Source organism: Comamonas sp. GCA5 (assembly GCF_036541385.1).
Taxonomy (GTDB): Bacteria; Pseudomonadota; Gammaproteobacteria; order Burkholderiales; family Burkholderiaceae_C; genus Comamonas; species Comamonas aquatica.
Window position 1 is genome coordinate 63,182 of sequence record NZ_JAZHFR010000005.1, and the last position, 20,957, is coordinate 84,138.

11 protein-coding genes, 1 tRNA gene and 2 pseudogenes are annotated in these 20,957 nt (G+C 66.9%); all 14 read left to right on the plus strand.

From position 1 onward, the window contains the following. The first annotated feature begins 46 nt into the window (after nt 1-46). Entirely contained in the window at nt 47-4,255 is a 4,209-nt protein-coding gene (gene rpoC, locus SJH88_RS02360; RefSeq protein ID WP_210930018.1) for a DNA-directed RNA polymerase subunit beta', read from the plus strand. A 97-nt stretch (nt 4,256-4,352) separates the two neighbouring features. After that, a complete protein-coding gene (locus SJH88_RS02365; RefSeq protein WP_274753502.1) occupies nt 4,353-4,937 on the plus strand; it encodes a LemA protein in 585 nt (194 codons plus the stop codon). A gap of 49 nt (nt 4,938-4,986) precedes the next feature. Further along, the gene (rsmB, locus tag SJH88_RS02370; protein WP_420921711.1) at nt 4,987-6,315 is read left to right on the plus strand and encodes a 16S rRNA (cytosine(967)-C(5))-methyltransferase RsmB; all 1,329 of its coding nucleotides are present in this window, start codon (nt 4,987-4,989) and stop codon (nt 6,313-6,315) included. Then, nucleotides 6,269-6,955, plus strand: coding sequence for a DUF4390 domain-containing protein (locus SJH88_RS02375; protein ID WP_274753503.1), 687 nt, complete (start codon nt 6,269-6,271; stop codon nt 6,953-6,955). Before rsmB ends, SJH88_RS02375 begins: the two co-directional genes overlap by 47 nt. A gap of 8 nt (nt 6,956-6,963) precedes the next feature. Beyond that, nucleotides 6,964-9,255 carry a sensor histidine kinase gene (locus tag SJH88_RS02380; protein ID WP_274753504.1) on the plus strand — a complete coding sequence of 764 codons (2,292 nt, stop codon included), beginning with the start codon at nt 6,964-6,966 and terminating at the stop codon, nt 9,253-9,255. 45 nt (nt 9,256-9,300) lie between these two features. Then, nucleotides 9,301-10,002, plus strand: a complete 702-nt coding sequence (locus tag SJH88_RS02385) for a response regulator (protein WP_042413773.1) — start codon at nt 9,301-9,303, stop codon at nt 10,000-10,002. 94 nt (nt 10,003-10,096) lie between these two features. Beyond that, nucleotides 10,097-10,172, plus strand: a tRNA-Phe gene (locus SJH88_RS02390). A 244-nt stretch (nt 10,173-10,416) separates the two neighbouring features. Continuing rightward, entirely contained in the window at nt 10,417-10,746 is a 330-nt protein-coding gene (locus SJH88_RS02395) for a DUF3649 domain-containing protein (protein ID WP_420921710.1), read from the plus strand. Further along, entirely contained in the window at nt 10,743-11,396 is a 654-nt protein-coding gene (locus SJH88_RS02400; protein WP_274753506.1) for a PepSY-associated TM helix domain-containing protein, read from the plus strand. The genes SJH88_RS02395 and SJH88_RS02400 overlap by 4 nt, the downstream gene beginning before the upstream one ends. Next, entirely contained in the window at nt 11,396-12,385 is a 990-nt protein-coding gene (locus tag SJH88_RS02405; RefSeq protein ID WP_274753507.1) for a PepSY-associated TM helix domain-containing protein, read from the plus strand. Before SJH88_RS02400 ends, SJH88_RS02405 begins: the two co-directional genes overlap by 1 nt. Then, complete coding sequence (locus SJH88_RS02410; RefSeq protein ID WP_274753508.1) at nt 12,382-12,714, plus strand: DUF3325 domain-containing protein; 333 nt, start codon at nt 12,382-12,384, stop codon at nt 12,712-12,714. Before SJH88_RS02405 ends, SJH88_RS02410 begins: the two co-directional genes overlap by 4 nt. Nucleotides 12,715-12,883: 169 nt before the next feature. Then, nucleotides 12,884-16,450 (plus strand): exodeoxyribonuclease V subunit gamma, encoded by a 3,567-nt coding sequence (gene recC / locus SJH88_RS02415; protein WP_274753509.1) that lies wholly within the window; start codon nt 12,884-12,886, stop codon nt 16,448-16,450. Then, nucleotides 16,447-20,245, plus strand: a pseudogene (recB, locus tag SJH88_RS02420) (exodeoxyribonuclease V subunit beta). The gene recC and the pseudogene recB overlap by 4 nt, the downstream one beginning before the upstream one ends. Next, a pseudogene (locus tag SJH88_RS02425) lies at nt 20,242-20,957 on the plus strand (exodeoxyribonuclease V subunit alpha); the annotation flags it as partial. The pseudogenes recB and SJH88_RS02425, both read left to right, overlap by 4 nt.

Sequence of the window (20,957 nt, forward strand, 5' to 3'; positions counted from 1 at the left end):
TCCAAGCGCTGGCAGCTATAAATTTTGTGAAAAGGGAAAGAGTTACATGAAATCGCTACTCGACCTGTTCAAGCAATTCACGCCGGATGAGCATTTCGATGCCATCAAGATCGGCATGGCTTCGCCCGAGAAAATTCGTTCCTGGTCTTTCGGTGAGGTGAAGAAGCCCGAGACCATCAACTACCGTACGTTCAAGCCCGAGCGCGACGGCCTGTTCTGCGCCAAGATTTTTGGTCCCATCAAGGACTACGAATGCCTGTGCGGCAAGTACAAGCGCCTGAAGCACCGTGGTGTGATCTGCGAAAAGTGCGGCGTGGAAGTCACCCAGACCAAGGTGCGTCGCGAACGCATGGGTCACATCGACCTGGCCGCGCCTTGCGCCCACATCTGGTTCCTGAAGTCGCTGCCTTCGCGTCTGGGCCTGGTGCTGGACATGACGCTGCGCGACATCGAACGCGTGCTGTACTTTGAAGCATACGTGGTGACCGACCCCGGCATGACCCCGCTGAAGAAGTTCAGCATCATGTCCGAGGACGACTACGACGCCAAGCAGCAAGAGTTCGGCTACGACGAATTCACGGCCAAGATGGGCGCCGAAGGTATCAAGGACCTGCTGGAATCCATCGACATCGACAGCGAGATCGAGCGCCTGCGTGGTGACCTGACCGGCTCCGAAGTCAAGGTCAAGAAGAACGCCAAGCGCCTGAAGCTGCTGGAAGCGTTCAAGAAGTCCGGCATCAAGCCCGAGTGGATGGTGCTGGAAGTGCTGCCCGTGCTGCCACCGGACCTGCGTCCCCTGGTGCCCCTGGACGGCGGCCGCTTCGCGACCTCCGACCTGAACGACCTGTACCGCCGCGTCATCAACCGCAACTCGCGTCTGCGTCGCCTGCTGGAGCTGAAGGCCCCTGAAATCATCGCGCGCAACGAAAAGCGCATGCTGCAGGAAGCCGTGGACTCGCTGCTGGACAACGGCCGCCGTGGCAAGGCCATGACGGGCGCCAACAAGCGTGCCCTGAAGTCGCTGGCCGACATGATCAAGGGCAAGAGCGGTCGTTTCCGCCAGAACTTGCTGGGCAAGCGCGTGGACTACTCCGGTCGTTCCGTGATCACCGTGGGTCCTTACCTCAAGCTGCACCAGTGCGGTCTGCCCAAGCTGATGGCCCTGGAGCTGTTCAAGCCCTTCATCTTCTCGCGCCTCGAGGCCATGGGCATCGCCACGACCATCAAGGCCGCGAAGAAGGAAGTCGAATCCGGCACGCCCGTGGTCTGGGACATCCTGGAAGAGGTCATCAAGGAACACCCCGTGATGCTGAACCGTGCGCCTACGCTGCACCGTTTGGGCATCCAGGCGTTCGAGCCCATCCTGATCGAAGGCAAGGCCATCCAGCTGCACCCCCTCGTTTGCGCGGCCTTCAACGCCGACTTCGACGGTGACCAGATGGCTGTGCACGTGCCCCTGTCCGTGGAAGCGCAGATGGAAGCCCGCACGCTGATGCTGGCCTCCAACAACGTGCTGTTCCCCGCGTCGGGCGAACCCTCCATCGTGCCTTCGCAGGACGTGGTGCTGGGTCTGTACCATGCGACCCGCGACAAGATCAACGGCAAGGGCGAAGGCATGGTGTTCGTGGACACCAACGAAGTGCAACGCGCCCTGGACGCTGGTGAAGTCGAGCTGCACGCCAAGATCAGCGTGCGCCTGCCCGAGTGGACCAAGGACAAGGAAAGCGGCGAATTCGTCAAGAGCCTGAGCCTGGTGGAAACCACCGTGGGTCGCGCCCTGCTGTCCGAGATCCTGCCCAAGGGCCTGCCGTTCAGCCACATGAACAAGGCGCTGAAGAAGAAGGAGATCTCCAAGCTGATCAACTCCTCCTTCCGCAAGTGCGGTCTGAAGGCCACCGTGGTGTTCGCCGACAAGCTGCTGCAAAACGGCTTCCGCCTGTCGACGCACGCCGGCTTCTCGGTGTCCATCGACGACATGCTGGTGCCTCCGCAAAAGGCCGAGATCCTGGCCCGCGCCGAGTCCGAAGTGAAGGAAATCGAGCAGCAGTACGTCTCGGGTCTGGTGACCTCCGGCGAGCGCTACAACAAGGTGGTGGACATCTGGGGCAAGGCCGGTGACGACGTGTCCAAGGTGATGATGGACCAGCTCAAGGTCCAGAAGACCATCGACCGCCACGGCCACGAAGTGGACCAGGAGTCGTTCAACGCCATCTACATGATGGCCGACTCCGGCGCCCGGGGTTCTGCAGCGCAGATCCGTCAGCTGGCCGGTATGCGTGGCCTGATGGCCAAGCCCGATGGCTCGATCATCGAGACACCCATCACCGCGAACTTCCGCGAAGGCCTGAACGTTCTGCAGTACTTCATCTCGACCCACGGTGCCCGTAAGGGTCTGGCCGACACGGCGTTGAAGACCGCGAACTCGGGTTACCTGACGCGTCGTCTGGTGGACGTCACGCAAGACCTGGTCGTGACCGAACAGGACTGCGGCACCTCCAACGGCTATCTGATGCGCGCCATCGTCGAAGGCGGTGAAGTGATCGAATCCCTGCGCGACCGCGTGCTGGGCCGCTCGACCGCCGAAGACGTGCTGCACCCCGAGAACCGTTCCGTGCTGCTGCCTGCCGGCACCCTGCTCAACGAAGACCTGATCGAAGAGCTGGAAGCCCAGGGCGTGGACGAGATCAAGGTGCGCACCGCGCTGACCTGCGAAACCCGCTACGGCCTGTGCGCCACCTGCTACGGCCGTGACCTGGGTCGCGGCGGCATGGTGAACCTGGGCGAAGCCGTGGGTGTGATCGCTGCGCAGTCCATCGGTGAACCCGGTACCCAGCTGACCATGCGTACCTTCCACATCGGTGGTGCCGCGTCGCGCGCTGCCATCGCCTCGAGTGTGGAAGCCAAGTCCAACGGCACGATCGGCTTCAACGCCACGATGCGCTATGTGACCAACACCAAGGGTGAACTGGTGGTGATTTCCCGCTCCGGCGAAATCGTCATCAGCGACAACGGTCGCGAGCGTGAGCGCCACAAGGTGCCTTATGGCGCCATCCTGACGATCAAGGCCGACCAGGCCATCAAGGCCGGCACGATCCTGGCGAACTGGGATCCGCTGACCCGCCCCATCATTACCGAATACGCCGGCCAGGTGAAATTCGAGAACGTGGAAGAAGGCCTGACCGTGGCCAAGCAGGTGGACGATGTGACCGGTCTGTCGACCCTGGTCGTGATCGACCCCAAGCGCCGTGGTTCTGCCAAGGTGGTGCGTCCCCAGGTCAAGCTGATCGACGCCAACAACCAGGAAGTCAAGATCCCCGGCACCGACCACTCGGTGACGATCGGCTTCCAGGTGGGCGCGCTGATCCAGGTGCGCGACGGCCAGGACGTGGGCCCCGGCGAAGTGCTGGCCCGTATCCCCGTCGAAGGTCAGAAGACCCGCGACATTACCGGTGGTCTGCCCCGTGTGGCCGAGCTGTTCGAAGCCCGTACGCCCAAGGACAAGGGCACGCTGGCCGAGATGACCGGTACCGTGTCCTTCGGTAAGGAAACCAAGGGCAAGGTGCGCCTGCAGATCACCGATCTGGAAGGCAAGGTCTGGGAAGAGCTGGTGCCCAAGGAGCGCAACATCCTGGTCCACGAAGGCCAGGTGGTGAACAAGGGTGAGCTGATCGTGGACGGCCCCGCCGATCCACAGGACATCCTGCGCCTGCTGGGTATCGAGGAACTGTCGCGCTACATCGTGGACGAAGTGCAGGACGTGTACCGTCTGCAGGGCGTGAAGATCAACGACAAGCACATCGAGGTGATCGTTCGCCAGATGCTGCGTCGCGTGGTGGTCGAGAACATCGGCGAGTCCACCTACATCGCTGGCGAGCAGGTGGAGCGTTCCGAGATCCTCAACACCAACGAAGCGCTGCAGGCCCAAGGCAAGATCCCTGCCACGTACTCCAACGTGCTGCTGGGTATCACCAAGGCCTCGCTGTCGACCGACTCGTTCATCTCTGCGGCGTCCTTCCAGGAAACCACCCGCGTGCTGACCGAAGCGGCGATCATGGGCAAGCGCGACGAGCTGCGCGGCCTGAAGGAAAACGTGATCGTGGGTCGCCTGATCCCTGCCGGTACCGGCCTGGCCTACCACCAGGCACGCAAGGCCAAGGACGCCATGGACGACGCCGAGCGCCGTGCCATCGCCGAAGCCGAAGCGGCTGAAATGGCCGGTGATGTCGAGGCTTCCGCCGAAGACAGCGCTGCCTAAGCGACGCGTGGCCTGAGACCAGGCCCGTGCTCCACGCTCCCTACTTGCCTGCGGGTGGGTAGGGAGCGTTTTTATTGCTCCTCGCTACACTGCGCCTATGTGGATTTTGTCGCTGGAATGGCTGTCGCTGGCCATCACCGTGTTTTGGGTGGCGGGCGCCTGGAAGCGCTTGCAGCGCTTGCGCATCACCTGCAAGAGTGCCTTTGCGGCACTGGATGCACAGTTCGTGCTCGCCCTGGAATGGCTGCGCACATGCGCGCGCGCCGAAGCGGGGGAGGGCGCCGAGGCCTCGGCCCAGCATGCCCGCCACGCCCTGCTGCCCAGCGCCGATTTGCTGGAGCTGGCCTTGCAGCAGGCGCGCCAGCACCCGCTGCGGCCCGAGGCGATTGCCGCGCTGGACAGCGCCTGGCAAAGCCTGCAGGTGGCCTGGCAGGCCTATGCGCAGCTGTGCCCCGAGCCCCAGGGCGGTGAGGGGGCCGAGGCGCCGCCTGCTGGCCCGCAGGACTGGGGCCAACTGATGGTGGTGCAGCGCCACTGCACGGCGCAGTTCAATGCGGCCGTGGAGGATTACAACCGTGCGATCGGGCAATTCCCGGCCTGGGTGCTGGCACGCATCCTGGGCATGAAGCCTGGCCGCAGCTTTCAACAAGACGCTGCGCTTTTGATGCAGCAGACGGCATGACGCGAAAAATTTTCCAGACACGGCCCCGGCCGCACAGGCGGCGGCGCCCATTCCCTTGTGGCAGCAGCTGGCGCTGGTGGCCCAGGGCTTGCAGATGATCCTGTCCGGCCAGTCGGGCACTGCCGCGGTGGCGGCCGCCCCGGCCCGCTTGCGCCCCGGGGTGCAGGCCCTGTTGTTCCAGGTGCTGCGCCAGCTGGGACGGGCCCAGGCGCTGCGCAAGCAGCTGGCACCCAAGGCCCCACCGGCCAAGGTGGATGCCCTGCTGTGCACGGCCCTGGCCCTGGCCTGGGACACGGCACAGGCCCCGTACGAGCCCTTCACCCTGGTCAACCAGACGGTGGAGGCGGCCAAGCGCGGCAGCCTGCAGCGCCAGGCCGGCTTCCTGAATGCCTGCTTGCGCCGTTTCCTGCGCGAGCGTGATGCCCTGGTGGCCGCCACCGACGGCGACCCGGTGGCACGCTGGAACCATCCGCAATGGTGGATTGATCGCTTGAAGGCCGATCACCCGCAGGACTGGCAGCGCATCCTGCAGGCCAACAATGCGCACGCGCCCATGAGCTTGCGGGTGAATCGACAAAAAAGCACTCCAGCCCAATACCAGCAAGCGCTGACAGCTATACATATCGATAGCCGTGTGTTCGGCGCCGATGGCGTGGAGCTGGCCCAGCCCCAGGCGGTGCAGGCCCTGCCGGGGTTTGCCGAAGGGGTGGTGTCGGTGCAGGACGGTGCGGCGCAGCTGGCGGCCCCGCTGCTGCTGCAGGGCCTGGATCTGGACCAGCCCTTGCAGGTGCTGGACGCCTGCGCGGCCCCCGGCGGCAAGACCGCCCACCTGCTGGAGTTCGCCGGGGCGGCCTCGCCCCTGCAGGTGACGGCCCTGGAGGTGGATGCCGAGCGCAGTGCCCGCATCCACGACACCCTGCAACGCACCGGCCTGCAGGACCATGCCAAGGTGCTGGTGGCCGATGCAGGCCAGCCCGCGCAGTGGTGGCAGCAGGCCAACGGTGGCCAGCTGTTCGACGCCATCTTGCTGGATGCGCCGTGCACTGCCTCCGGCATCGTGCGCCGCCACCCCGATGTGCGCTGGCTGCGTCGTGACAGCGATGTGGCGCAACTGGCAGCCATCCAGGCGCAGATCCTGGATGCGCTGTGGCCCCTGCTCCAAGCCGGCGGGCGCCTGCTGTACTGCACCTGTTCGGTCTTCAAGGCCGAGGGCGATGCGCAGATTCAAGCGTTTCTTGCGCGCAACAGCCAGGCGCAGTTATTGGCGTCTCCCGGGCATTTAATTCCGGGAATTCCGGCGCAGGCCGGTCAGCTCCCGGACAATGGCGCGGGTGACCACGACGGCTTCTTCTACGCCCTGCTGCAAAAACACGCCTGACGCCCTGCCTGCGCACGGGCAGCAGCGCCGTGCGTTGGCGCTGGCCGTGCTGGCCACCGGGGCGGGCATGGCCTGCGCATCTGCGGCCTGGGCGCAGTCGGGTGAATCGGCTGCCAGCGCCTCGGCACCATCGGCCGTGCAGTTGCAGCGCGAAGGGGGCAGCCTGCTGCTGACGGCCAGCCTGCCCTGGTCGCTGCCCGAGCTGGTGCTGGATGCCCTGCTCAAAGGCATTCCCGTGCATTTCGTGGCCGAGGTGAACATGGTGCGCGAGCGCTGGTACTGGAGCGACCAGGAGCTGCTCAGCGCCCAGCGCTACATGCGCCTGAGCTACCAGCCCCTGACGCGGCGCTGGCGCCTGTACACCGGCAGCCAGCCGTTCGAAGGGCAGGGCTTTGGCGCGGCGCTGTCCAGCTCCTTCGAGAGCTTGCAGGAAGCCCTGCAGGCCATGCAGCGCATCGTGCGCTGGCACATCGGCCCGGCGGCCGAGCTGCCCAGCCAGGGCGAGGCCGTGCTGCAGCTGCGCTTCCGGATCGATATTTCGCAGTTTCCGCGCCCCCTGCAGATCGGGGCCCTGGGCCGTTCGGGCTGGAACCTGCTGGTCACGCACGCCGAGCGCGTGGACCTGGGCGTTTTGCAATGAGGTCCTCCATGGACGCTTCCGTTTCCGCGAGCCGCAAATCCACCCGCTGGGCCCTGGGGGTGGCCGGTGCCGTGATGTGTGCCCTCGGCCTGATCCTGCTGTTCTTGCTGATGCAGGCGACCAACAACCGGGAGCTGTACGAGCGGCATTACGCCTGGTTGTTCGGCCTGAATGTGCTGGTGGCGGCGGCGCTGCTGGTGGTGCTGCTGTGGATGGGCGTGCGCCTGGCCGTGCGCTGGCGCCAGCGCAAGTTCGGCAGCCGCCTGCTGTTCAAGCTGGCCGCCATCTTTGCCCTGGTGGGCGTGGTGCCCGGTTTGCTGATCTATGTGGTGTCCTACCAGTTTGTGTCGCGCTCGATCGAGAGCTGGTTTGACGTCAAGGTGGAAGGGGCGCTGAGCGCCGGGGTGAACCTCGCCAGCGTGACGCTGGAGACGATCGCCAACGACATGGCCAACAACACCCGCTCGGCCAGCCAGCAACTGACCCAGGTGCCGGATGCCGCGGCGGGCCTGGTGCTGGAGCGCATTCGCGAGCAGTTGGGTGCGACCGACGTCATCCTCTGGAACAGCGCGGGCGTGGCGGTGGCCAGCGCCGGGACCTCGCTGCTGGAACTGGCGCCGGAGCGCCCCAGCGCGCAGCAACTGCGCAGCCTGCGCGCCGGCCTGAAACCCATGGCCAGCATCGAAGGCCTAGACGAGGTGGCCGCCACCAAAGCGCGCGACAACGTGCAGGCGGTGTACGTCAAAACCCTCGCGCTGGTGACCAATCTGCGCTGGGAGTTCCGTGGGGAGCAACGCTTTCTGCAGGCCTCCATTCCCTTGCCCAGCGCGCTGGTGACCAATGCTCTGGCGGTACAGGACGCCAACCGAGAGTACCAGGAGCGCGCCCTGGCCCGGCAGGGGCTGCAGCGCATGTACATCGGCACGCTGACGCTGAGCCTGTTCCTAGCGGTGTTTGGCGCGGTGCTGCTGGCCGTGCTGCTGGGCAATCAGCTGGCGCGGCCGCTGCTGGTGCTGGCGCAGGGCGTGCGCGATGTGGCGCGCGGGGACCTGACGCCCAAGATGGCCTTGCAGACCCAGGACGAACTGGGCGGGCTGACGCGCTCCTTTGCCCTGATGACGCAGCAGCTGCTGGATGCCCGCATGGCGGTCGACAAGAGCATGGGCGAGGTCAAGGCGGCGCGCACCAACCTGCAGACCATTCTGGACAACCTGACGTCCGGCGTGCTGGTGCTGGACGATGCATGGCACGTGCTGTCCATCAACCCCAGCGCCACGCGCATCCTGCGCATGCCGATGGCGGTGTACATGGGGCGCAGGCTGGACGAAGTGCCCAGCCTGCAGGTGATGGCCGACATGGTGCGCGAGCAGTTTGCGCTGTTCCTGGGGGACCGTGGGGCCGATGCCGGGCGCGACCGGTGGCAGCAGGTGCTGGAGCTGCCGTTCCACCAGGACGCCGACCCGCAAGGGGGCGAAGTGCCGCACGACAAGACGACACTGGTGGTGCGGGGCGCCGAATTGCCGCAGTCGCGCCGCCTGATCGTGTTTGACGATATTTCGGAAATCGTGTCGGCCCAACGTTCCAAGGCCTGGGCCGAGGTGGCGCGTCGCGTGGCGCATGAAATCAAGAACCCGCTCACGCCCATCCAGCTGTCGGCCGAGCGCCTGGCACTGAAACTCAACGACAAGCTCGAGCCAGCGGACCAGGCCCTGCTCAACCGCTCGGTGAAGACCATCGTCGACCAGGTGGGTGCGATGCTGCGGCTGGTCAACGAGTTTCGCGACTATGCTCGGCTGCCGGCGGCCGAGTTGCAGCCCCTGGACCTGAACGCGCTGGTGCTGGAGTTGCTGCAGCTGTATGGCGAGGAGAATGCCGAGGTGTCGGTCCAGGCCAAGCTGGATCCACACTGTCCCTGGATTGCCGGGGACACACAGCAGTTGCGCCAAGTCATCCACAACCTGCTGCAAAACGCGCAAGATGCGACGCTGCAGCAGGCGCAGGCCCTGGGGGTGGCACCCGTGCCCGTGGAAATTTCCACGCAATGGGTAGAAAGCAGCAAACGCGTGCGCCTGTCGATCTGCGACAGTGGCACAGGCTTTGCGCCCCACATCCTGCAGCGCGCCTTCGAACCCTATGTCACGACCAAGGTCCGGGGCACAGGACTGGGGCTGGCCGTGGTGAAGAAAATTGCCGACGAACACGGCGCACGGATTGATTTGACAAACCGTTTGGAGGGGGGCATGGTGAAAGGCGCGCAAGTGTCGCTATCATTTGTCCCCATAAACACCGAGGCACCGTGAGAGGCGGTGAACCTGAAACCTGTAAGCACATAGCTTTTCGAACCCATGGCAAACATACTGGTGGTGGACGACGAACTGGGCATCCGAGATCTCCTGTCGGAGATCCTCAATGATGAAGGTCACAGTGTTGAGTTGGCGGCCAACGCCACACAGGCGCGTGCAGCCCGGAATGCAGGCGCCTTCGATCTGGTGCTGCTGGATATCTGGATGCCTGACACCGATGGCGTGTCCCTGCTCAAGGAGTGGGCCGCATCCGGGCAGTTGACCATGCCTGTGATCATGATGAGTGGCCACGCCACCATCGACACGGCCGTGGAGGCCACGCGCATCGGTGCGCTGTCGTTCCTGGAAAAACCCATCACCATGCAGAAGCTGCTCAAGGCGGTGGAACAGGGCTTGGCAAAGAACGCCAGTGCACCCGCCGCCAAGCCCGCAGCGCCGGTGGCCGGTGGCGTGTTGGCAGGGGTGACCCCTGTGGCCGATGTGGGCGCTGGCGAGGCCATGGTGCGCCCCCACCTGGGTCTGCGCGCGGTGGATGCCATGCCCAGTGCCCACCAGGACTTCGACCTGGACCGTCCCTTGCGCGAAGCGCGCGATGGGTTTGAAAAAGCGTATTTCGAGTTCCACCTGGCGCGTGAGGGCGGCTCCATGACCCGCGTGGCAGAGAAGACCGGTTTGGAACGCACCCACCTGTACCGCAAGCTGCGCCAGCTGGGCGTGGACCTGGGGCGCAGCCGCCGCGGATAAGTTTTTCAAAAAATCCGGTTTTTCATTTTGGGGCCAAAAAGTTCGCATACAATCATGGCTTCGGCACAACGACAGACTGCTCTGAAGTTGTAAAGGCCCGGTAGCTCAGTTGGTAGAGCAGCGGATTGAAAATCCGCGTGTCGGCGGTTCGATCCCGTCCCAGGCCACCAAATTCAAATCCCCTGATCAGCAATGGTCAGGGGATTTTTCGTTGTGCCTAGCGTTTGCGTAAATCTTTGGTAAATCAACCAGGGTTCATGTCCAGCGCCACAGGCAGTCCCAGATTAAATAAATAAAATAAGAATAATTATCATTAATAACACTGGGAGCTGTCGATCATGCGATCACACCCGATAGCAGGTGCGCCAAGCGTGCGCGCCTTGTTCTGGATGCCGGGGCTGGCCGGAGGTCACCATGCGTGCTGATGTGGTGTCTTCCTCCTCTCGCGGGGCTACGTTGGCCCGTTACCGCTGGGCCGTCGCTTCGCGCGCGGTGGCGGCCGTCGGCGGGGGCTATGCGGTGAGTGCCGCCTGTGCCGCGGCCCTGGGTTTGGTGGCCCACCGCGCCGGCATGACCAGGGCCGATGCCGTGACCCTGTCCACCATGCTGTCCTTCGTGGTCTATGCCGTGGCGGTGCTGTGGGTGTTTGCCTGTGCCACGGCCACGCGGGCCTGGCTGGGACTGGCGGTGCCCGCTGCGGCGCTGCTGGCCACGGTGTGGTGGCTGTACGGAGGCCAGCCATGAGGGCGGATGGCAAGGCCGAGGGCCTGCGCCAGTCCATGTCCTGGCTGCATACGTGGAGTGGTCTGCTGCTGGGCTGGCTGCTGTATGCCGTGTTCTTCACCGGCACCCTGAGCTACTTTGTCGACGAGATCGATGACTGGATGCGGCCCGAGCTGCATGCCTCCGTGCCCCAGGCGGGGGCGGCCGAGAAGGCGTTCAGTACCTTGCAGACGCTGGCGCCCGGTGCCAGCAACTGGAGCGTGCAACTGCCCAGCGCGCGGCAGACGGCGGTGGAGGTGAGCTGGCGCCCCGAAGGGGCTCCGCCCGGCCGCGAAGGCATTCGCCGCGCCCACCTGGATGCCGGCACGGGCGAGGTGCTGCCGGTGCGCGAGACCCGTGGCGGCAGCTTTCTGTACCGCTTCCACTTCGAGCTGTACGCCATGCCGCGCATTTGGGGGCGCTGGATCGTGGGCATCGCCACCATGGTGATGCTGGTGGCAATCATCAGCGGCGTCATCACCCACAAGAAGATCTTCACGGACTTCTTCACCTTCCGGCCACGCAAGGGCCAGCGTTCCTGGCTGGATGCGCACAACGCCACGGCGGTGCTGGCCTTGCCGTTCCACATCGTCATCACCTTCAGCGGCTTGCTGCTGCTGATGACGATCTGATGCCCTGGGGCGCCCAGGCGGTCTACGACGGTCAGCCGCAGCGTTTCAATGCCGAGCGCCGCGGCATGCCCATGGGGGCACCGAATGGCGAGCGTGGCGAGGGTCGCCAGGCCCGCAGCACGCCAGCGCCGTTGGCGCCCATCGCACCGATCCTGGCTGCCGCGCAGGCCGAATACCCGGGCTTGGTCGTGGGCAGCATCAGCGTGCAGCACCCGCAGACGGACCGCGCCACAGTGGAGCTACGGGCGCAAGGCAGCGACAGCCTGCTGCTGAACCGCGGCATGGGGCAACGCCTAGTGTTTGACGGGGTGACCGGGGCCATGACTGCGGGTCAACCCGTGCGCCCACCGTCGGCGGTCAGCGCCGTGATGAACAGCATGGTCAGCGTGCACCTGGGGCGTTTTGCCGATCCCGCGGTGCGCTGGCTGTTGTTCCTGTCCGGTGTGGTCGGCACGGCAATGGCGGCCACCGGGCTGGTGCTGTGGGTGGTCAAGCGCCAGCCCGAGCGCCGCAAGCTGGGTTTCACACCGCGCGGCCACCGGCTGGTGGAGGTGTTGAACGTGGCCGCCGTGGCGGGCCTGTCGGTGGCGGTGGCGACCTATTTCTGGGCCAACCGCTGCGTGCCGGTGGACGTGCTGGAGCGCAGCAGTGTAGAGATCAGCTGCTTCTTCATCGCCTGGGCGGCCAGCCTGCTGCACGCCGCCGTGCGCCCGCATGCGCGGGCATGGCTGGAGCAGATGCTGCTGGCGGCCATCGGTTTTGCCCTGCTGCCCTTGCTCAACGCCTGGACGGGTGGGGCCGGGCTGTGGCACACCCTGCCCCAGGGGCAGTGGAGCATCGCAGGCTTTGACCTGATGATGCTGGCGCTGGCCGCCCTGCACGCCGTGGTGGCGCGCCGGCTGTGGCTGCGCCTGCAGGGCACGGCCGTGCCGCAGCGTGCGGCCCGGAGCGTGGCCCCTGGCCTGGCGACACCGGAGCAGCAAGCATGAACGCATGGATGGCAGGACTGCTGGCGGTGCCGGCATTTGCGGCCCTGAGCCAGGCGATGGAGCGCCACCATAGCCAGCCGGGCGCGGCCCTGCCGGCCTCGGCCACCTGGGGCTGGCGGGCCCTGGGCACGGCGTTGCTGCTGGCCGCGTTGTGGGTGTGTTTGCAGCGCTGGGGCACTTCGGTGGCCGTGGCCGCCTGGCTGGGGGTGCTGACACCCGCGGCCCTGGCCGTCGCCTTGGTGCTGACCTATGCGCCGCGGCAGGTGCGGGTGCTGGCGGCCTGCAGTGCGGCTGCCGCCGTGGGGTTGGGCGTCCGGATCTTTGCCTGATCGGAAAAAGGAGCGGTCCGCGCTGGTCTAATCTGGGTTTGATCATGGAAATGATCGAAAACCTAGGATGGGCAAGCGCTGGCCGCTCTTTTTGTTGAAGCTGCTGGCGCAAGCCTTGCCCCCAGGCGGCGGCCATGGCAGGCTTGCGGCTTTCCAGCACACAACAACGATGAGGGGAGAAGGGCCTGTGGCTTCTTCTGTGGCACCGGGCCTGATGGCCCTGCATGGCAACCGCACTGAGACCTTGGCCGACACGCTGCTGGCCTGGATGCAGGCCCACCCGCTGGGCCCGCTGGAGCCCGAGATCGTGCTGGTGCAAAGCAACGGCATGGCCGAGTGGTTCAAGATGCGCATGGCCGAGCTGCAGGGCGTGTGCGCCGCGGCGCAGGTCGAGCTGCCGGCGCGCTTTGTCTGGCGCAGCTACCGGCAGATTCTGGGCCAGCACGCCGTGCCGCGCGAATCGCCGCTGGACAAGACGCCCATGATTTGGCGCCTGATGCGCCTGCTGCCGCAATGCCTGGGCGAGCCGGCGTTTGCGCCGATTGCCAACTTTCTGCGCCCCGGCGAGCCGCAGCGCCTGCTGCAGCTGGCCGAAAAGCTGGCCGACCTGTTCGACCAGTACCAGATCTACCGCGCCGACTGGCTGGCCGCCTGGGAGCAGGGTGAGGAGGTGTTGCGCACCGCGGGCCGCCCTGATGTGCCCGTGCCCGAAGGGCAGCGCTGGCAGCCCCAGCTGTGGCGCAAACTGCTGGCCGAGCTGGATGAGCAGGAGCGCGCCGCCACCCGCCCGGCCCTGCTGGCACGGGTTCTGGACGCGCTGCACAGCGGCCAGCCGCCGGTCACGCCGCTGGCGCGCCGCGTGGTGGTGTTCGGCATGAGCCAGATGCCGCTGTCGCTGATGCAGTTCCTCAGCGGCATTGCCCAGCACAGCCAGGTGCTGATTGCCGTGCCCAACCCCTGCCGCTTTCACTGGGCCGATGCCATTGACGGGCGCGAGCTGCTGCGCCAGCAGCGCCGCCGCCATGCCGACAAGGGCGGCAAGGACCTGGCGCAGATTCCCCTGGCCGCCATGCACGCCCATGCCCACCCGTTGCTGGCAGCCTGGGGACGGCAGAGCCGCGACTATGTGCGCCAACTCGATGCCTTCGACACCACGGGTGACACCGCCGTGCAATGGGGCTGGCCGCGTGTGGATGTGTATGACGAGGCGGATGCCAGCGAGCTGCTCGACGCACCGCTGCTGACCCAGGTGCAGCAGCGCATTCGCGATCTGGTGCCCATGTCGGAGCACCCGGTGGTCGAGATCGCGGCGGCCGACCAGTCCATCGTCTTTCACAAGGCCCACGGCCTGGTCCGCGAGCTCGAAGTGCTGCACGACCAGCTGCTGCAATGGCTGGCCGAGCCGGCCGCTGCGGGCCGCGCTGTGCTGGCGCCGCGCGAGGTGGTGGTCATGCTGCCGTCGATCGAAGAGGCTGCACCCGCCATCCGCGCCGTGTTCGGCCAGTACGGCCGCCACGATGCGCGCCATATTCCGTTTGATATCGCCGACGTGGGCGCGCGTGCCAGCAGTCCGCTGGTGACGGCGCTGCAATGGCTGCTCAAGCTGCCGCAGCAGCGTTGCCGTCTGAGCGAGTTGTGCGACCTGCTCGATGTCCCCGCCGTGGCGGCGCGCGTGGGTCTGGCGGCAGACGATCTACCCCAGCTCACGCACTGGATGGCCGGTGCGGGCATTCGCTGGGGGCTCAACCATGCGCAGCGAGCACAGTTGGGCCTGGCGGCCTGCGGTGATCCCAACAGCGCCTGGTTCGGCCTGCGCCGCATGCTGCTGGGCTATGCCAGCGGGCCGGCGCTGGAGGCCGCCTTCGACGAGGCACAGGTGTTTGCCGGCCTGGAGCCCTATGACGAAGTGGGCGGCCTGACGGCCGAGCTGGCCGGGTCGCTGGCCAGCTTGCTGGGGCGCATGCTGCAGTGGTGGCAAACGGCTGCTACGGCTGCGGCTCCCGAGGTCTGGGCCCAGCGTTTTCGCAGTCTGATGGACGACTTCTTTGTCGCGCAGGGCGATGAGGACCAGGCCTTGTGCGCCGCACTCGACACGGCCCTGGTCGGCTGGCAGGCTGCCTGCGAGCAAGCGGGTTTTGAGGCCCTCATTCCGCTGGAAGTGGCACAGGAGGCCTGGTTGCAGGCCCTGTCCGAGCCCGCGCTCAACCAGCGTTTTCGCGCCGGCGGCGTGACTTTCTGCACGCTGATGCCGATGCGCGCCATCCCCTTTGAAGTGGTGTGTCTGCTGGGCATGAACGATGGCGACTACCCGCGCCGCGCCACGCGCGTGGACTTCGACCTGATGGCCCTGCCCGGCCAGCAGCGCCCCGGCGACCGCGCGCGCCGCGACGATGACCGCCAGCTGATGCTGGATGCCTTGCTGTCGGCCCGCAGTAAGCTCTATATCAGCTGGGCCGGCCGCCATGTGCGCGACAACAGCGAGCAGCCACCCTCGGTGCTGGTCTCGCAGCTGCGCGACTATCTGAGCCAGGGCTGGCAGGGTGAAGGCAGCGCAGGAATTTCCGCCCGCGAGCGCGGAGAGCTGCTGCTGGCCCAGCGTACCCGCCAGCATCCTTTGCAGCCCTTCAGCCGCCGCTATTTCGAGCAGGCTTCAGGGCTGTCGACCTTCGCGCGCGAATGGTATGGCGCGCATGAAGAGCAGGCAGCGCAGGCGCTGCCGGTCGTGGCTGCCTTCGAGCCCGATCCCGAGGTGCCGCTGACGCTGGCGCGACTGACGGACTTTCTGCGCCATCCCGCACGCAGCTTTTTGCGCAACCGCCTGCAGGTGCGCTTTGAGCAGGACGAGGAACTGCTGGAGGATGACGAGCGGTTCAGCGTCGATGGCCTGACCGCCTACGGCCTGATTCAGCAGCTGCAGCAAGGCGTGCGCACGCAGCTGGCGCACGATGCGGCGCTGGACGTGGGCCTGCAGGTGCAGCGCCAGGTCCAGCGCCTGGGGCGTGCCGGCGTGCTGCCGCTGGCAGGTCTGGGCCAGCGCGAGGCCGAGGCCTTGCAGGCACAGGCCACGCCGTCGCTGCTGGCTTGGCAGCAGCAGATGCAGCGGTGGCCCCATGCGGCGCCGCGCGAGCGGCTGTTGCTGCACGCCGGCGCTGTCACGCTGGACGACTGGATGGATGGCTTGCAGGAGCGCGCAGCGCCGTCCTCGGAGGCGGGCTACCGCCGCTGCTGGTTTGCGTTGGAGCCGCGCACGCTGCTGAACAAGAAAGGCGAGCTGCAGGCCCACAAGCTGCTGCCCATTTATGTGCGCAGCCTGGCGCTTTCAAGCAGGTGCACCGACACGCTGATGGGCGTGATCGCACGCGACACCCTGGTCTGGGTGCAGCCGCTGGAGCCGCAAGCTGCCACTGAGCGTTTGCAGGCTCTGATGCAGCTGTGGCTGGCGGGCCAGAACGAGCCCTTGCCGTTGCCGCTCAAAACCGCCATCGCTGCCGGCCAGGACGACCTGAACGCCGCGGCACAGGCCTACGAGGGCAGCTATATGCTGGGCGGCGAATGCGAGGACCCCAGCTGGGCGCGCTGCTACCCCGACTGGGAGGCGCTGACGGCCGATCTGCGCTTTCACCAGCTGACCAAGCAGGTCTATGGCCCGCTGCATGACTGGCTGGCTGCGCAGGTGCAGACCGAAGCGCTGCCAGGGATGGCCAATCAAGAAGCACCAGCGGGAGAGCCGGCATGAGCGCGCATCCAACCACCAGCCAGGCGCTGCAGCCCCTGCATTTCCCGCTCTGGGGCTCGCGACTGATCGAAGCCAGCGCGGGCACAGGCAAGACCTGGACCATTGCAGCGCTCTATCTGCGGCTGGTGCTGGGCCATGGCGCCGAGAACGGTTTTGCCAGGCCCTTGATGCCACCCGACATCCTGGTCATGACCTTCACGCGGGCCGCCACGCGCGAGCTGTCGGACCGCATCCGTGCCCGCCTGATCGAGGCCGTACAGTGCTTTCGCGGCGAGGCCGAGCCGGCGGCGCACGACAGCTTCCTGCGCGATATGCGCGATGCCTATGCCGAAGGCGCTGAGCGCGATACCGCGGCCTGGCGTCTGGACATGGCGGCGCAGTGCATGGACGATGCCGCCATCCACACCATCGACGCCTGGTGCCAGCGCATGCTGCGCGAGCATGCCTTCGACAGCGGCAACCTGTTCGACGAAACGCTGGAGGCCGATGAAAGCCAGCGTCAGACCGAGGCGGCGCAGGATTACTGGCGCCAGCAGTGCTACCCGCTGTCGGGCGAGCTGCTGGAGACGGCGCTGCAGGTCTGGCCCGATGTGCATGCCCTGGTCAAAGACATGCAATCGCTGCTGCGTGAGAACGTGCCCGCTGCAGCGGGTGCCGGGACCTTGGGGGCGTGCATTGCGCAGACGCAGGCGGAGCGTGCCCAGCGGCTGCAGGCACTGGCCGCGGGCTGGGACACCAAGGCCGAACGCATGCTGCGCTGGATTGAGGGCGAGCTCGACGGTCGCGCCGCGCTGTGGGACAAGCGCAAGCTGCAGGCCCGCTACTACCAGGGCTGGTTCGAGAACCTCACCACCTGGGCGCAAAACCCGTTGCACCGTCCGCTGGAGCTCAGCGACTCCGCCCGCAAGCGCCTCAGCCCCGAGGGCATGGCCGAGGCCTTCAAGGGCTCTACCATGGACTTGCTGCTGCCCACTGAATTTTCCGAGCTGGAGCAATTGCTGAAAGCGTTGGCCGAGCTTCCGTCGCTCCATGTCGCGCTGCGCCTGCATGCTGCAGTTAATGTCCAGCAACGGCTGCTGTGGCTCAAGCGCCAGGCCGGCACCTTTGGCTTTGCCGACATGTTGCAGCGCCTGGATGCCGCCCTGGCCGGCGACAACGGCCCCGCACTGCGCGCCAGCATGCTGGCCCAGTACCCGGTGGCGCTGATTGACGAGTTCCAGGACACCTCGCCGCTGCAATACCGGCTGTTCGACCAGATCTACCGCACGGCCGACAACCGCGCGGACAGCGCGCTGCTGCTGATCGGCGACCCCAAGCAGTCCATCTACGGCTTTCGGGGCGCAGACATCTACAGCTATCTGCAGGCCCGGCAGGCGACCGAGGGCCGTCACTATGTGCTGGACACCAACTTCCGCTCCACACAGGCGCTGGTCGATGCGGTCAACCAATGGTTTGTGCAGGCTGAAGTGCGCAAAGGCGAGGGGGCGTTCATGTTCCGCGCCGGGCAGCGCAATCCGCTGCCGTTCGAACCCGTCAAGGCCAATGGCCGCAAAGAACTGCTGATGCAAGGCAGCCAGCGCATGGCTGCGCTGACCATGGCCTGGGATGGCAGCAGCGATGCGCCGTTGAGCAACGACGACATCCGTCGCCGCGGCGCGGAGTTCTGCGCCAGCCAGATCGTGCAATGGCTGATGGACGGTGCCACGGGCTTTGCCGAGGGCGATCAGCCACTGCAGCGCCTGCGCCCCGCCGACATCGCGGTGCTGGTGCGCACGGGCAAGGAGGCCACGGCCGTGCGCCGCGCGCTGGCGCGGCGCCATGTGGCCTCGGTCTATCTGTCCGATCAGGACTCGGTCTTCGCCAGCGCCGAGGCGCAAGACCTGCTGCTGTGGCTGCGCGCCGTGGCCGCGCCGCTCGATGGCTTGGCGGTGCGTGCCGGTCTGGCCACGCCCATGATGGGCCTGTCGTTTGACGAGCTGGCCTGGCTGGCCAGCGATGACGAGGCCTTCGATGCGCGCAGCGAGCAGCTCAAGGAGCTGCACAGCCTCTGGCTGCGCCTGGGCGTGCTGGCCATGCTGCGCCAGACCCTGTACCGCTTTGCATTGCCGGCGCGCTGGCTGCAGGACCTGGGGGGCGAGCGCCGCCTGACCAACTACCTGCACCTGGCTGAGCTGTTGCAAGGCGCAAGCGCCCAGCTGGAGGGCGAGCAGGCGCTGATCCGCTGGCTGGCCACCCAGATCGAGAACCCGGGCGCGGCGGGCGATGCGCAGATCGTGCGGCTGGAATCGGATGCCGATCTGGTCAAGGTCGTCACCGTGCACAAGAGCAAGGGGCTGGAATATCCCGTGGTCTGCCTGCCGTTTGCGGGGAGCTTTCGGCCAGTGGACGGCAAGGCGGCCTATCTGTCGCTGCCCGTGCAGATCGATGGCGCGCGGCGCGCGAGCTGGTGCTGGACTACAACGAGGCGCAGCTGGCGCAGGCCGACAAGGAGCGCCTGCGCGAGGACCTGCGCCTGCTGTATGTGGCGCTGACCCGCCCGCGCCATGCGCTGTGGATGGGGCTGGCGCCGATGAAGCGCGGCAACAGCAAAAACTGTGCAAACGAACAGGGGGCTGCGGGCTATTTGCTGGCGGGTGATGCTTCGCAATCGGTAGCAGGCTGGCGCACCAGCATTGAGGCGCTGGCCGAGCGTTGCACGCAGATCGCCGTGGTGGACCTGCCTGCCGAACTGCCTGTGCCCACGCGCTATGTGCCGGCGCAGGAGCTGCCTGCGCTGGCCGCAGCGCCCCGGTACGAGGCGCAGTTCGACCGTCGCTGGGGCATTGGCAGCTTCTCGTCGCTGACCCGCGCCATGGCGGCCCCCAGCCTGCCGGTCCTGCCGGTGGCCGCGCAAAGCCCTGCCGAGGACGAGCGCGCGCTGCAGGCCCAGGAGGCCGGTGATGCCGCGCTGGACCTGGGTGCTATCCACGACGCCATGACCGCCTTGCCCAGCGTGGCCCCAGCCCGCGCCGGCGCACGCAGCGATGCGGCGGTCTGGCACCGTTTCATGCGTGGCCCGGTGGTGGGCAACTTTCTGCACGACCAGCTGGAATGGCTGGCCGCCGAGCACTTTGCGCTGCAGCCCGAAGACGACCCCGAGGCCAGCGAACCCCTGGCGGCCCGCCTGCTGCGTCGCTGCGAGCGCGCGGGCGCCAGGCGCAGGCGGCCGATGCGCTGCAGTGGCTGCGCGCCGTGGTGCACCAGCCGCTGGTGCCGCTCGGTGTCTCGCTGGCCCAGCTGGGCGAGGGCGATGCGCTCCTGCCCGAGATGGAGTTCTGGCTGCCGGCGCAGCGCCTGTCGGCCCCGCGCATCGACGCGCTGTGCCGCCAGCACATCCTGCCCGGTCGGCCGCGCCCGGCGCTGCCCGAGCGCGAGCTGCACGGCATGCTGATGGGCTTTGCCGATCTGGTGTTCCAGCATGGCGGCCGTTACTGGGTGCTGGACTACAAGACCAACCACCTGGGCCAGGATGCGGCGGCGTATGGTGCCGGGGCGTTGGCGCAGGCCATGCTGGAGCACCGCTACGACGTGCAGGCTGCGCTGTATCTGCTGGCGCTGCACCGCCTGCTGGACAGCCGGCTGGGCGCGGCCTACGACCCCCGGGAACAACTGGGCGGCGCGCTCTATTTCTTCCTGCGCGGTCTCGATGGCGAGGCCGCCGGCATGCAGGTGCTGCAGCCATCGCTGGATTTGCTCGAAGGGCTGGAAGCATTGCTCGACGACCGCGCCGAAGAACCCCAGGAGGTGCAGCCATGAAGGGCCGCCGCAAAGCCGATCTGCAAACGCTGGACCTGTTTGCAGCCGCCGATGAGGGCGACACCGTGGTGTTGAGCACCACCGACTGGCTGGCCGCCCTGGAGCGTCTGGCCGATGCCGGCCTGCTGCGCCGCCTGGACAGCGCCCTGGCCGCCTTTGTGGCCGAACAGGACGCCGAGGCCGCGCCCGCGCTGCTGGTGGCCACCGCCGTGCTGGCGCAGATGGAGGGGCGTGGCCACAGCTGCCTGCCCCTGTCGGCGCTGGCCAGTCATCCGAATGAAATCCTGGCCTGGCCCAAGGAGGCTCTGCGCTTGCAGCTATCGCTGTGGGAGCAGTTGCCGCGCCAGACCAGCGACTGGTTGCAGGCCCTGCGCCGCAGCCCCGTGGTGCGCGTCGTGCCGCCCGGGGCGGTCGTGGCCGACCGCGGGCAGCCACTGGTGCTGTGGGATGGCCCCGCGCCCCTGCTGTACCTGCGCCGCTACTGGGACTACGAGCGCAGCGTGGCCGCCCACATCGCCCAGCGCACGGCGGCCGATGAGCTGGCGCTGGACGAGCCCCGGGTGCGCGACTGGCTGGGGCGGTTGTTCAGCGCGTCCGCCGCGGCTGCGGCTGCGGTGGACTGGCAACAGCTGGCCTGCGCGCTGGCGCTGCGCGGGCGTATGTCCGTCATCACCGGCGGCCCGGGCACGGGCAAGACCTATACGGCGGCGCG

Excerpts from the sequence above, each read along its gene's own strand:
- SJH88_RS02400 (WP_274753506.1), top strand. The coding sequence starts at position 10,743 with ATGAGGGCGGATGGCAAGGCCGAGGGCCTGCGCCAGTCCATGTCCTGG.
- rpoC (WP_210930018.1), top strand. The coding sequence starts at position 47 with ATGAAATCGCTACTCGACCTGTTCAAGCAATTCACGCCGGATGAGCAT.
- recC (WP_274753509.1), top strand. The coding sequence starts at position 12,884 with ATGAGGGGAGAAGGGCCTGTGGCTTCTTCTGTGGCACCGGGCCTGATG.
- SJH88_RS02405 (WP_274753507.1), top strand. The coding sequence starts at position 11,396 with ATGCCCTGGGGCGCCCAGGCGGTCTACGACGGTCAGCCGCAGCGTTTC.
- SJH88_RS02365 (WP_274753502.1), top strand. The coding sequence starts at position 4,353 with ATGTGGATTTTGTCGCTGGAATGGCTGTCGCTGGCCATCACCGTGTTT.
- SJH88_RS02380 (WP_274753504.1), top strand. The coding sequence starts at position 6,964 with ATGGACGCTTCCGTTTCCGCGAGCCGCAAATCCACCCGCTGGGCCCTG.
- SJH88_RS02385 (WP_042413773.1), top strand. The coding sequence starts at position 9,301 with ATGGCAAACATACTGGTGGTGGACGACGAACTGGGCATCCGAGATCTC.
- SJH88_RS02395 (WP_420921710.1), top strand. The coding sequence starts at position 10,417 with ATGCGTGCTGATGTGGTGTCTTCCTCCTCTCGCGGGGCTACGTTGGCC.
- SJH88_RS02410 (WP_274753508.1), top strand. The coding sequence starts at position 12,382 with ATGAACGCATGGATGGCAGGACTGCTGGCGGTGCCGGCATTTGCGGCC.